Raw genomic sequence first — 14615 nt, 5'->3', positions numbered from 1 at the left:
TAAATCAGATTTTTCATTATCTTAAAATAGATGCATTTAAATACACTTCTACCCATGAAATTTCATCGGTTCTATCAAATATTTTCTTGCTTTCTTCTTCGCTTAACTCTAATGTTTCAAAAGTTTTAGTTGACTCATTTTTATAGTGTAAAACAATTTTACTTGTTGTATTAATTTTATAAATAACTGGTACTTGACATGTTGTAAATGCTAAAGAGTCTTTTTCAAGATTCATTACTTTTTTTGAACCGTCAAGCATCACAAAAGTTACTTCGGTATCTTTTGATAAAAACTCATCTTTTTTGAGGAAGCTTGGTTGGAATTGTAATTTTCCGTCCTTCATTTTAACGCCTAATTCTCCAATTCTAGTTAGGATATCTTCTTTTACTTGACCTGTCATTCCTGGTTGTTGTGCGCCTTTACCAAAAGGAGTATGAGAATAAGGATCAGTTGGAAATGCACCATAAACTTCTGGTGATTTATGAATTCCTATTCCGGCTCCAACTTCATCAAAATGATTTACTAAAGCATCAATTACAGCTTCATCTTCTTTATTTTCGATAGCTTTATTGATAACTTCCATTACTGCTAAATACAACTTGGAAACCATATGCCAATAAATGGAACCTAAACCTTCATAGCCATAAAAAGTTCCTGAACGACCTGTAAAAGCTTTGTGATTGAATACGTCTTCAAATATTTGAAGTACAGCATCTGAATCTTTTAAAACTAATTCTTTATAATCATTATTAGAAGCCAATTGATCTAAAGCATTCTTTAAATCGTTAGCATTATGAAAATTACCATTAAAATGATAGTTTCCTTTAATGTCTTTATTGACTAGTTGGAAGTTGTTATTTGCTAAAAGTTTATTCAACAAAACTGACTTTTCAATTTTCTCTTTAGGAATCGTATTCTTTTCTAAAAACTTAGGAAGTTCTTTATTTGGATATAAAATATAGCTGTTTTGATCTTTTCTGTACAAGGCACTTTTTCTTAAAGCATCTAATACTTCTAAAGATTGTTTACCTGATAAAAATCCTGAACTTAAAATAGCTACTTGACCTTCAAGCATTTCTGGTAAATAGGAAATAGAAACACCCTTATTTTCAATAGACATTAAATTATAAGCGTGATACAACTTATCTTCTCTTTGGTTGGCTTTTATAGAATGTTCGATAAAATCAATACTAACTTGTGCAAAATTCTTCAATCCTTGCATTGAATGCGTTCTCTTTTTACCCCAAAAACCGCTGTTATAAATTTGAAAACGATATTCGGAAGCGACTTGACCTAAAGCATTAAGTATCTTTTGTCTTTCTTCATCAGAGATTGAACCTGATAACAAATGTTGATTATCTAATAAAATTTGTCTTATGGCATGATAAAACTCTACCATTTCATTAGAAATCTTAATGGTTTCTTGATTAGAATTATCTAATAATTGTTGGAAAAACTTTAAAAATCTTCTCAAATAATAAAGAGTAACCATTGAAACACCGTTACCTACCAAGGCATTATTAGCGTCATTCCATTCTGGTCGTTGGGTATTCATCCAAATACCTGCTTCTGGAATAAAATTGGACATTTTTGCCAAAACTGTTGCTAATAATTTCTCGATTAGATTTACATGATAAATTTCATCATTATTATCTCTTAATAAAGCACCATCAGCACCATTTTCCTTGCGTCGTTTATTAATTTTGGCATCCCATTCGTGATTGAATTCTATAGTATCTTTTGGGTTTTTAAGAATATCTTGATAAGATTTTATTGTGTAAGGAACCGCAGCATAAACAAAACACTCTTTATCAAAATATGCGTTTAGTTTTCCTGGTTGGTAATTCTCTATAAATTCTAAAAACTTTAATAAATAGATAATTTGATGGTCACCCCAATAACCGATGTAAGACCAAGGATTATCTGGTTCAATGGTTTCCCAATCAAAACCATCTTTAGTAACGCGATAAGGATTGTATCCATCAAAAGTTGAGGCATTCAAAAACTTGTGAATCATTCCGTCGATAAACTCAGGATAAGCGTTGGCTAAAGATTCCCAATTTTGAAAAATATCACGCCAATTTCCTTCGTAATCTAATATTTTAGAACCATCTATTTCGCTTCTAGTATTAATCGAAAATTTGTTCCATGGACGACTTGGATCACCGTGTCTTCTACTAAATTTAAGCGGAAGATATTCGGTACAAAGACGACTTAAATCGGCATTTTCACTATTTGAAATTAATTGTTGAAGGTGAGAATAATCAAAAGTTTCTGGTAAATCATTTAGAAATTTACTTTCTTCTTTAAATAAAGTCTTGTTTGCTTTAGCTATGTAATTTACAAAATCATTTTTCTCAATCGTATAGTTATTGTCAAAAATTCCACCACGCATAATGTTGAATAAAACATTTGAAAAATGACGTGTATCTTTACGTTTGTCTGCAGTGAATTGTAATCCGTCGGCAGTTGCATTTAGAGCAATAAGATTTTGATTTCCTAATTCAACATCTTGAATTATTTGATTGTCAAGGGTTTCATCATTACAAATAGCATCTGCTAATTGAATAACTTGCGCTTGATTTTGATTTACATTAGCAATAATCTTCCAAGATTTAGAAGAACTCTTTGTCAAAAATAAATCAGTTGAAACAAAATATGCACCTTTTTCACCTTTAATATCGGTCTCTTGATGCACATTTTGAAATTTTCTAAAAGCAGAAAGTTGCAATGAAGAAAGCAAATAAGTTGGATTATCAAGACCTAAAGACCAAGCGATATTTGCTTTTAGCGCTTCACTAGGTTCGGCTTTATCAACAATAATGGCACTTAGAGCAAAAATTCCTAAACCACTTTCTGAATGAAGTTCGTTTCTTTTGTAAGCATCTACTAAATTACTTGTAGTGGCTTGCAGATCACTATTTACTCCTTGAGGTAAAACATTTTGAATTCCATCGAGGAGTGTTATTTTATAGTCATTTTTAGAATTATTAATTACTTCAGAATTTTTTACAAAGCCAAATATATTACTAGAACTCCATTGGTATCTGAAAGTCAATTGAAAATCATTGTGAATTTCTTCAAAAATGATTTTATTGCCAACCTCGTTTTTGTATAAATTTCGAGTTAAATTATACTTATCATTAAATCGTTCTGAAAAAGGTTCCCAAATATATTTTTCATTATTATATGCAATTTGAAAAATAGTTTTACTTCCAGTAATATCAGCAAATTCGGTTATTTTATCATCAGTATAATATGGAAAAAGAGCAAATTCTGCATTTTTTCTTCCTGCTGTTAATCCGCCATTACTAGAAATAAACATCCAATGATTGGAATCACTAACGATACTCATAAAGAATGGTCGCATTCGATCGGAGTTTTCTATTCTATAATACTTTTCACCTTTTATTTCAATTAATTGCATAAAATCAGTTCGATTGTTAATAGTTTATTCATCTCCAAATCCACTTCTAGACAAATTTGAAAGTTTAATTTATTGAAGTAAATTATTCGAAAATGAATGCCTACTTCTATTATTTATTAAATTATATTTTTTTGTTTAAGGAAGTTCGTTCAAGGTTACATTATCAATATTTACTGTACCGATTGCTGCACCCATATCGAAAATTACTCTAGAATTAGTGTTTGTAAAATTAGCCACTAGATCAATACTAAAACTTTCAACTGAAGTCGTCAAGTTCCGTGTAACAGATTGATTTGTAAATGGATTACCACTTAACCCAATACCTACAATCATAGTTCTATTGACGTTAGACCAAGCATCAAAGGTTAGTCTATAAGTTTTACCTTGAATCATATTAATTCCTATGTGTGATAGATTTACATCATAAGGATTGCCTGCTGCTGCCACATTTATAGAAAAATACGTATTTCCGCTGTCAGTTACCAATAAAGAAGGACCAATAGCATTTGTAACACCAAAAGTCCATGGAGAAGTTCCACTTTCAAAATTACCATTGGTTACTAATCCACCTTGAAAAACAAATATTGAAATTGTACTACTATATGAATTTACTTCACCAGTTTTAGTGTTTTTTGCTGTTAGATTAACTACATATTCACCCGTTTGCGTAAATGCTTTTACTGGATTTTTTAAAATTGAAGTTGTTCCGTCACCAAAATCCCAAAGATAAGTATCTGCATTTTCAGAAGTATTTATAAACGTAATTACACCCGGTGATGCTTCTCTAATGTAAGTATATCGTGAACTTAATGTATTATTTTGAACTGAGTCATCATTATTATCACAAGCTAAAAAGCTTAGTAAGACTAATAATAAACTAACTATTTTTATTGATTTGTTCATGGTTCTATATTTATTATTTATTGATAAACTCTAACATAATCTACAAGCATTCTTTGTGGGAAAGTTGTACTACTATTTGGACTACCTGGTAAATTTCCACCAACAGCCATATTTAAAATCATAAAAAATGAATTATCAAAAACCCATTCTCCACCTTCATCTTCAACTTGTTTTCTGGTTATTTGATTATAAAGTACATCATCCACATACCAATTGATGTGATTTTCTGACCATTCAACTCCAAAAACGTGGAACTCATTATCGAATCTACTATTAGGTAAAGAATATTTTTTACTAATACTTTCTCCACCAGAAAAACCTGGCCCGTGAAGCGTTCCTAAAATTTGAGTTGGATTATTTCCTAAATATTCCATGATATCAATTTCTCCACATTGTGGCCAACCAACTTGATCAATATTACTTCCTAACATCCAAAAAGCTGGCCATAGACCTTGACCTAGTGGTAGTTTGATACGAGCCTCAAAACGACCATATTTTTGATCAAATAAATTTTGAGTTTTCAATCGAGCAGAAGTATAACTTGCACCTCCAAGAGCTTCTTGCTTTGCTGTGATTATCAAATAACCATTTTGAACAACAACATTATCCGGACTATCTGTATAATATTGCAATTCATTATTTCCCCAACCATTGTTTTCAGAACCTCTTCCAATGTCATAAGCCCATATTGATGGATCTGGTGCTCCATTGACATCAAAATTATCTTCCATAACCAAGTCGAATTTGGTGACTACGGTTTGTTTTTCGTCATCGTCACAAGAATAAATACTGAAGATTAACCCCAAAAAACCAAGTGATAATACACTTATTTTATAATTTATATTTTTCATTTTTCTTTTTTAAAGTTTTACTAATTATTGTGCATAAAAATAAACGTTGTCTACCCAGATATTAAATATTCCACCGGGATTTCCAGACACAAAAAACACCTGTCCAAGATTTGTAGCATCATTGAATCCAGGGAAGCTTGAAATAGGAATATCAATGCTAGCCCATCCATTTACATCAACATTAGTTAAAGAAGCTGCATTAAGTACAAAAGATCCAGAAGACGTTGTTGGTCCATTAGCAAGACTACTATGAAGTTCTATTCTAATAAAATTAGACGCAGCTACAGCTTGCTTTACATTGATATCAACATGCATATGAGTCATTCCACTAATATTTACTCTCGGTACAGTTTCATACATTCCTATGCTGACAAAATCTAATTGTGTATAATTAATAATGTTGTCAATGGAACCATTTATAAATGGTGCCTGAATATCTACATTGTTAGGATCATTACCTGCACCTCCTTGAGTATTTGAACCCGAAAAGAAACCATTGTAATGTCTAACTGGCAAATTATTGTATTCATCACTGAACAATGACACTACAGATGATGCTGGCCTTGTTGGCACTGGAGCATGTGGAAATGCACCAACAGCATTTATTGTTAAAGATCCTTGTGCTAATGTATTATCTACTTGAGCGGTAACCACTGCTGAACCAGAAGTACCAATAACACTTGTAAAGATTTGACCAAGATTATTTAATGCTACAGGACTTGCAACAGAAGTATTTGAAACATTGAAATTGAAATAGGAAGGAGCTGCATTAATTGTTATATTTTGACCATTTGCCAAACTATAAACCGCACCTAATCCGGTAATTATTTGATTTGATCCTGCAAATCCATCTACGCTGTTATCATCTCCATTTAAAATAAAAGGATAAAGTAAATTATTAGTTCCTAATTTTTCGAATTTAATTTCATCTATCCATAATGTGAAGCCAAAACCATTTGTACTATTTGTTCCAGCAGCATATCTAAACATTCCTCTTTCTTGCAATAACCTTGAGGCATCCAGAATTGGAATGGTAATTTTAGTCCAGTTTGTTCCAACTCCTACATTCGTGATTGTTGTGATGAATTTATTTTCTGCAAAATCTTCTCCAAATCCAAACTCACCAACAGTAACACCTTGAGAAGCTTTTACATAAAATGTTAAGGCATCGAAATCAGTTAAATTGCGTCCTGCACCATCAATTACAAAAATACCTCCAGCATAAGCGCCTTCAGGATCGGTTGCATTTGGTACATCAATACGTATAGAAGAATTGCTTTCGTAACCTTGTTCAAGATCTACAGAAAATGCGGTGAATTTAGAATCACCGTAAGGTTTATAAAAATCACTTCCCAAACCTACGAAATCGTCTGTGAAAATTTCGGCTGTTTTAGGAAAAGTGGAAAGTACTGCATCATCTGATAAATCTCTTTCACAACTTACATTTACTACTAAAAACAAACTTAGAAGTAAAGTAAGTTTTAAAAAATTATTTTTTTGATTTTTCATTTTTCAATTTTTTTATTATTTTCCTATATTGATATGTATGTATGTTCTAATCTCCCATTCTGATCCATTTCCGAATCCTACCGGACTAATTACTGGTTCTGCTGGGTAAGTATTTGGTGGAACTTCTGTTGGAGAATATCTTGGTGAATATTGATCTAATGAACGCCAAGTTCCCATAATACCAATTTTAGTGTTTGGTAAGATAAACCAATCTGGCTTTCCTACTGATGTTGATAAATCTAACATCAATTGAACAGGGTATGTTAAATTAAAATCTCTATGATAATCAAATGGACCCCAATCATTAATTTTGAAAGAATGCGTTAGTTTTACTTTTCTATAAATTAATCTCATGTCACCACCAATTCTTTCAATAAGTCTGGCATCGCTACCATTAGATTGTCCGTTACCGAAATAGAAATTGGTAATTAATCCTAATTCTGGAGATATTTTAGAAACTATTCTTGTATTAGATTCCCATAAATCATGCGCTGGAGCAGAATTTTCGAAAGCAAAAGAAGTACGATTACTTAAAAATCCGATTGCTGCATCTTGTGTAGTTGGTAGATGACGGAAAACGAAACCTGTACTGAAAGCAAATTTAGCATCTTCGGACATATCGTTGTCCCATTCGTACATCCAAGTTGCAGGAGTTGGATCGTAAGTTAATAACAATTCACCACCAAGAGTTTCGCGATTAGCTCTTACAATAAAAGGATCTGATTGAATATTTCTCAATCTTCCTGGCGCATCAACATCATTTGGCATAGCAGCAACTAAAGGTTTTTGCCATAAAAAGTTTGGAGCGATTTGAAAATTTGAATTTACATTAAAAGTTAATCCAGCCAAAAAATTCATTTGATTTCCGCTTCCGCTATCTTTTAATCTCCATCCTGTAAATGTTTGAGTAGCGTCTGCTCCTCCATTGGCAACTAATCCCATAATTGCACCTTGAGTGTAGATATTGAATTTGCCGCTTGAAAAAGTAATTTTAGCTTTTCCACCCCAATTATCTGATGATTTTACTTTATCGTCATAAACTGTATAATTTCCTGAAGTTCCTGTGGCGTATTGAAAAGTACGTCCATTTAAAGGTTGTCCTCCCCAAATTCCACCAAGTTCCAATCCGAATGCATCTACTTTTGTTTTAAAGTGTAGTGTTGCTCTACGTGTTTTTGGTTGCGGAATAAAAATAGATGTTGTCGCAGAAGCTGCATCATCTATATCTTCGTGATACACTGCAGTTGCATCGATTTTACCCAATTTAGTTCCATACTTTAACAAAACTGCTGGGTTTGCACCCCACCAAAGTTGTGGTCCGAAGGCCGCTTTTAGTCCGTTTAAACTTTTTTTACCATCAAATTCGAAACCTGAAACTTCACCATTGTAAATATCTAGATTTGGTCCGTAATTCGCTTCAGGATATAATCCGAAGAAATCGCCCTCATAACCCCAATGGTAATGACCTGTTCTGTAGAAACCACGTAAATCAAAATATTTTTCATTCCAACTGTAGGATGCGTTATAAATCTGAACTCTGTTAGCATCGGCTACATTTATTGGTCCATCTGGAGTATTAACCATTTGAGCTCTTCCTCTATTTTCGTAGAATATTTCGTTAATTGGATTTAAAGCCACATTTCCAAGAATATTTACATTCACATTGGCTTTCATATTAGGAGTTGGATTCCCTTCTACCCCAACGTAATAAGATTGCATGTGATCAAATCCCAATTGGTTTGGATATTGAGTTGCATCTGGATCGGCGTCATCTGGAGTTGTAATTAAACTTCCTCCTGTATTGAAAGTGGTAAATTCGGCTCTTAAATTACTAATTCTTAATTTATCGGTACTGCTTCCTACTAATGCTGCTTTATCGCCTCTTGCTTTTAAAACACCATCCATTAATTTGATATTACTAAAATGAGTGTTGATTCCTTCTAATGTTGTTCCAACTTCGTAAGGGTTAATATTGTGTGCTTCTTTCAAGGAATAGTATGCTGCTCTTGGATATAAATCGTACAAACCTCTTGGATTAACTGGACCTTTTGCACAAACACCAAACCACTCTTCATTCATATTATTCTGACCTTGAAGAAAGTCATTAGTATAACCTCCGTTAGACCAAGAAGCGTTACTATCATGAACGTCTAAGTTTTTTGTTTGCCCGAATTTCCACCAACCATCACTAAATTGGAATGTAAAACCACCTAAAGAGTTTCCAGATTTACCTAAGTTTGCTGCATTCTGATAAATTTCTTTCCAGTTATTAACCATATAGTATGCTTGCGATTTTTGATCTTCGGCATTATCAATAGCGTTAAATGCATCCGCTCCAAACTCAGTAAAAAGAATTGGCTTATTTAATTTACTTTTTACTTCTTGAAATGCGTTTCCGAATGAAACTCCGCGATACATGTTGGTTCCAAAAATGTCTATGTCTTTACATTCTTCAGCAATAATATCTAAGAAAAGTAAATCACCATTACATATTGCTATTGGATGAGATGTATCTATTTTTTTCATTTCAACAACAGCTTCGTTAAAGATAGAATACATATCTTTAGCTCTTTTTGTTGATTTTCTATCTTCTAATGGAATATTTTCTGTTTCTGCACCATCCCAAAACAAACCATAATTATTTTCGTTTCCTAAAAGAAATAATAATAAACCTGGAGTATTTTTATACTCTTGAATCATAGCTTGAGTTTCTTTTAATAAAAGCTGTCTTGTTGCTGGATTAGAATATTCGGTATTTGGAACCCAGCTACCATTAATGGTTAAGCCATATCTTCCAAAAGAGTGGTTTAACATGGTGTAGATGCCATATTTTTCATAGATGTACGTAATCCATTTTGGTTGAATTCCGGTGTATTGTCTAACAGCATTTACTCCCATGTTTTTAAGCAAACCCATTTCATTATCAAGTGCTGCCTTAATAACATCATCTGATTGTTTCCATAAACTGTAATTGTAATTAGTTCCAATTGGATCATAGTTCCAGTTCATTCCATTAATAAAAAATGGTTTGTTGTTAACAAGTAGTTTAAAATCTTCTTTATCTTTCAATACGGTGACCTTGTCGGACTGAGCATGAAAGTGAGATGAAAAACAACAAAAAATTAGAATAAGAATTAGTTTTTTCATGTGATGTAATTAAGTTAAAATTTTAATTATGCTAGGGATTAGATTTAAAGTGAACAAGTTTAAATTATTGATAATTTATACATATATTTTTAAGTAATACTACAACTGAACAGATTTAGATGTGTTCAGTTAATTATTTTATAAAAATAAAAGTTAAAATTACATACAACGTAAAAAGAACCACAACAAAAAATATACATAATAATTATTTATGCATTTTTTTATCATATTTACATAAAACACATACTAAACATGATAAAAGTCAATTCATTAAAATTAAATAAAATTGTAACTTTAATGCATAAAAATAATGCTATGTTGTGTTGTTGTATAGGTAAAAAAGAGGAAACTGTAAAGGTTATATGTTTAAAATATACTCAACAAGACCTTGTTCGTGCTGCAAATCCATTTTTTTACGCAAACGATATCGCTTTATCTCAACACTACGTACAGAAATATTTAAAAGAGGTGCTATTTCTTTAGAAGATAAATTCAATCTTAGGTAGGCACAAATTCTTAAATCATTAGGAGTTAAAGTAGGATGCAGTTGTTTTATTTTCTTTAAAAAATCTTTATCTGCACTATCAAAAGCATCTTTAAATTTGTTCCAAGTATCTTCTTCCTTAACACTTTTATTGATGGTAGATATTATTGATTTTATACTTCTATTAGAATTACTATCATCAGAATTTTTTAAATCTTCTTTAATGATATTCAACAGTTCTGTTTTCTCAATTAAGTTTATCGTTGATGCAGCCAATTCTTTATTTTTCTTATCAACATCAATACTTAATTGTTCATTTTTGATATTCATAATCTCCTTTTGAATCTCTAATTCTTTCAATTCAAGTAAAAGGTTGTTTTCGGCAATAATTTTTTGATGACGTTTATCATGATATTGAGTATAAAGTCTATTTATATAATAGGCAATAACTCCAAAAAGTATAATGTAAATTAGTATTGCAAAATTATTGGCATACCAAGGCTTTTTGATTTCAAATGAATAACTAGCAATATTTTCAGTTATTGAATTGGCTACTTTAGCTCGAACTTTAAAAACATAATTTCCAGATGGTAGATTTTCAAATTTAACCATTGGAATTGAGGTCCATTCATTCCAATCGTCATGTAGACCTTCTAATTTATATTGGTATTCACCATTTAAGTAAATTTCGTAATCTGGAATTGTAAAACTAAATGTTATGTTGTTATCATCATGCTGAAATGTACCTTCTTCAGTAATTGATGAATTAATTAATTTTTTATTCAACACATTACTTGAAACGCCAGTTATTGAAACATTGTATTTGTTTTGTTTAATGAAACTATTCTTTAACAAATAATATCCATCTGTTGTACCAATTAGGTACGTATTACTACTTATTTGAGAAATATTTTCGTATCCAGGCATTGAATTAGTCAATGAAGCCGGAATTGGTAAACTATTACGTTTTAAATCGGTTGATAATTTTCCTTTGGAATAATAATGAATGTAATTTTTTGTAAAAAACCAAAGATTGTTGGATGCATCTACTATCATTTTACCTGTTACATATTCTTCATTTTCATATATTTGACTCAAATTTTTATCTTTATAAAACTTCTTATCTTTTAAATTAAGTTTATATATACCATCTTTAGATGCATAATACAGTTGGTTATTAAATTTAACTAAAGAGGCATTTTTACCTTTTTTCGGATTGGTATATTTGTATTTATTTGTTACAGTTGTAAAATCAGAATTAATATTTAATCTAAAAATCCCATTGTATTCGTGTCCAACATAAATTTGATTTCCATTAATTATTTCAAAATATTTTGATGAATAATCGAAGTTCTTAAGTTTATTTTTAAATTGCCAAGCTCCATTTTGTTTTTCTAATACGGATATTCCATAATAATTTCCTTGAAAAATTTTACCAGCATTTGCTTCAAACTTCCAAGTTCCAGATTGCTTAAAAATTAAATTTGCACTTTGATCATTAACAATAAAAGTTCCAGAATCATGACCACAAAACAATGTCTTATCATGCACAAACAAGGACCAAACTTGACCTTTCGTTCCTTGAATGAAGGTGAAATTACTATTCGAATTAACATCTTTGCAAAATAAACCTTGATTTGTTCCAATGTATAATCTATCATTAAAAACTACAGAGGCGTAAATAGTTCCTAAAACTCCAGAATCATCTACGTAACTTCTAACGGATGACTGAAGATTAATGCAATTGATTCCATTATCAAGACCTAACCATAAGTTTTTATCTAAATCTTCAAAAAGTGATAAAATAGTATTGTTACCTAATTTATTTCTTTGACTAATATGAAATTTTTCTTTTCCGAATGAATCTAAAATAAAGATACCGTTGGAAATAGTTCCTAAAGCAATACTTCCATCGTGAAGCTTTTGACCGCTATAAATTCCACTTTGTTGAATCTGATTGTCTACAGCTGTAGTAAATTTAGATATCGTATTATTTTGATATAAATAAATTCCATTATTTTGGGTAATTAAAAGTAATCCATCTGCCGTTTCAAAGAGATTTACTAATCGATTGTCTTTAATAATTGAATCATTAAGAAACATTTTACTTTTACCACCTTCAATTTCAAATAATCCTTCACTAGTTTGATAAAATATACCTTTCGAAGTTTTAAACGCTCTAATAATAGCTTCTTTTGGTTGAATTACAGAGAATTGCTTAGTTTTAATGTTGTAGGCATATATTCGTTGAAGTGATTGAAATAATATCCAATTATCGTAAGGCAATATATTCCAAAATTGCTCATCATATAATAATTTCACTTTAAGATTTTTACATAATGAATTGTAAACTAATTGGCCATCTTTTTTTCTATTCCAAAACCCAAAATCCATGTAAGAACCTGTATATATCTTATCATCTATACAATTCACCGACCTTAAAATAGTTTCATTTGGTGATGGATATAAAGTCCAAGCCGAACCATTAAATTCGAGTAAACCCTCATTATTTGCAAAGAAAAGAAATTGATTTGTATCTTGAGAAATCATCCAATTTTGATTTCCTGCACCATAAATATTGGATTGATATTTAGCGATTGGAGGTAATTCTTGTGCAAAACAAGAAATGCTAATAAATAATGAAAATATAAAAAGGAAATTTCGGATACTCATTTGATGTCAAATTATACGATAAATATATGAAATAAAAATTCAAAAAAAAGCACGCCTTTCGACGTGCTTTAAAAAACTAAACTATTTAAAAAACTTATTCTTTAATTATTTTAGAGCTAGAAACAATTCCATCAACTGTACTTCTAACAATATAAACACCATCTTGGAAAGATGTTAAGTCTATCAATGTAGTCAATTCATTTGGGTTAACCGATAAAACTTGTTGCCCTAACATATTCAAAACGGAAACGCTTTGAATGTTATTCTTAGCTTCGATTGTAAATGATTTTTTTGTAGGATTAGGATACATAGTAACTTTCCCAAGATTAAAATCTGTAGTAGAAAGAACAGTGTTTTTGTGAAGATAAAGATTATCATAAAATACTGTTCCTAAATCAGATGTAATAATAAATTGAACTAAATCATTTCTATTAGCACCATTAATTGGAGCAAAATTAGCTAAAGGAATGTCTAAAGAAATCCATGTTCCTGGATTTGGATTAGTTAAGAAATTACCATTGTTTACAGAGTATTCAATTGCATTAGCTTCACCTGCACCACCATTCCAGTTAGAAAACTTCACATTAAAACTTTTATCCATTGTTGCAGAATCAGTCCAAATATCAAGATGAAAATGTGTAAATGTTGTTGCATCAAATCTTCCTGCTAAAAAAGTAACACCTTCACATCCTAAACCGGCAACTTTATTAGTATCATTTCCTGCAATAGAAACTAAAGTTGTGTTAGCACCACACCAAGAATTGTTAAAAGTATTGTCATCGCCTGTGTAACCAATTGTAGATATTGGCGTATATGCATTGCTAAAGATAGATTTTACGTCAGCAGTTGGTCTTGCAGGTGGTGTTGGAGCTGCAGTTGCAGGTTGTGGTGGTGGAGCAATTACTGCAGCTTCACTTGTAATATTATCCACATAAACAGTAAAGTTTCCTGGTGGATTAAAACCATCATTAGTTGCTTTCCAATTTGGGAAAAATACAATTTTTTGATAGTTACCATTTGCAATTGCAGTTCCATCTAATGCTTGTGTGAATGTAAACGTTAAAGTTTGCCAAGCATTTGGTGTTGTGTAAGATTGAGAGGCAGCAGAATTAGGACCCGTTCCAACTTCTACTTTAGCCAATAATGTAAATGCCTGAGTTGCATATACATCGATACTTACAGTTTTGTCAGTTGTCAATTTTAGATTTGTAGTTTGTTGCACCACTTCTGCTCCTTGCCATGGATTTCCAGTACTTTGACTTACAAGTTTCAAGTTATTCATTCTAGTTCCTGCTGGTACAGGATCTACATCAATTGTTGCACTTGCTAAACCTTCAAACCCAACGTAAGTAAATGAAGCAGGAGTTTCAAAATTCTGAACAACTACTTGCTGCGCACTTGCACATGTAGCAATCAAAATTGAAAATAAAAGAGTAATTTTTTTCATAATTAAGAGATTTTATTAATTTTTTGTAGTTAATTTTCAAAATCAAATTTAACCTTTTATAGTACACAAGATTTTTTGTTTAACTATATAAAAACTATACAAGTTTAAAAATCACGAAATCGATTGAAATCACAAGTAGACAAGGGTTTTCGAAATTTTTTAAAGTATTAATAA

Annotated in this window: 7 protein-coding genes; all 7 read right to left on the bottom strand. The window is 31.0% G+C overall.

Going from position 1 to position 14615, the window contains the following annotated elements:
• Window positions 1–16: 16 nt before the first annotated feature.
• The 7 genes from LG45_RS13655 to LG45_RS16170 all read right to left on the bottom strand — a co-directional run bounded on the left by LG45_RS13655 (window position 17) and on the right by LG45_RS16170 (window position 14441).
• Entirely contained in the window at window positions 17–3427 is a 3411-nt protein-coding gene (locus LG45_RS13655; protein ID WP_035128081.1) for a hypothetical protein, read from the bottom strand.
• Window positions 3428–3562: 135 nt separating this feature from the next.
• Entirely contained in the window at window positions 3563–4330 is a 768-nt protein-coding gene (locus tag LG45_RS13650) for a carbohydrate binding domain-containing protein (protein ID WP_035128079.1), read from the bottom strand.
• Window positions 4331–4347: 17 nt separating this feature from the next.
• Complete coding sequence (locus tag LG45_RS13645; protein ID WP_035128077.1) at window positions 4348–5181, bottom strand: glycoside hydrolase family 16 protein; 834 nt, start codon at window positions 5179–5181, stop codon at window positions 4348–4350.
• A gap of 24 nt (window positions 5182–5205) precedes the next feature.
• On the bottom strand, window positions 5206–6690 hold the full coding sequence (locus tag LG45_RS13640; protein ID WP_035128074.1) for a hypothetical protein: 1485 nt from the start codon (window positions 6688–6690) through the stop codon (window positions 5206–5208).
• Between the two features lie 15 nt (window positions 6691–6705).
• Entirely contained in the window at window positions 6706–9837 is a 3132-nt protein-coding gene (locus tag LG45_RS13635; protein WP_035128072.1) for a glycoside hydrolase family 2 TIM barrel-domain containing protein, read from the bottom strand.
• Window positions 9838–10195: 358 nt separating this feature from the next.
• On the bottom strand, window positions 10196–12994 hold the full coding sequence (locus LG45_RS13630; protein WP_035128070.1) for a helix-turn-helix and ligand-binding sensor domain-containing protein: 2799 nt from the start codon (window positions 12992–12994) through the stop codon (window positions 10196–10198).
• Between the two features lie 94 nt (window positions 12995–13088).
• Window positions 13089–14441: a T9SS type A sorting domain-containing protein gene (locus tag LG45_RS16170; protein WP_052087598.1), complete on the bottom strand. Its 1353-nt coding sequence runs from the start codon at window positions 14439–14441 to the stop codon at window positions 13089–13091.
• Between the last annotated feature and the right edge of the window lie 174 nt (window positions 14442–14615).

Origin of the sequence: Flavobacterium aquatile LMG 4008 = ATCC 11947 (genome assembly GCF_000757385.1) — a bacterium.
In the GTDB taxonomy this organism is placed as follows: domain Bacteria; phylum Bacteroidota; class Bacteroidia; order Flavobacteriales; family Flavobacteriaceae; genus Flavobacterium; species Flavobacterium aquatile.
The sequence above is the reverse complement of the archived record's forward strand: the minus strand, read 5'-3'. Positions and strand labels throughout refer to the sequence as shown.

Coding starts and splice junctions, on each gene's coding strand:
- LG45_RS13655 (WP_035128081.1), bottom strand. CDS start 3,427: ATGCAATTAATTGAAATAAAAGGTGAAAAGTATTATAGAATAGAAAAC.
- LG45_RS13650 (WP_035128079.1), bottom strand. CDS start 4,330: ATGAACAAATCAATAAAAATAGTTAGTTTATTATTAGTCTTACTAAGC.
- LG45_RS13645 (WP_035128077.1), bottom strand. CDS start 5,181: ATGAAAAATATAAATTATAAAATAAGTGTATTATCACTTGGTTTTTTG.
- LG45_RS13640 (WP_035128074.1), bottom strand. CDS start 6,690: ATGAAAAATCAAAAAAATAATTTTTTAAAACTTACTTTACTTCTAAGT.
- LG45_RS13635 (WP_035128072.1), bottom strand. CDS start 9,837: ATGAAAAAACTAATTCTTATTCTAATTTTTTGTTGTTTTTCATCTCAC.
- LG45_RS13630 (WP_035128070.1), bottom strand. CDS start 12,994: ATGAGTATCCGAAATTTCCTTTTTATATTTTCATTATTTATTAGCATT.
- LG45_RS16170 (WP_052087598.1), bottom strand. CDS start 14,441: ATGAAAAAAATTACTCTTTTATTTTCAATTTTGATTGCTACATGTGCA.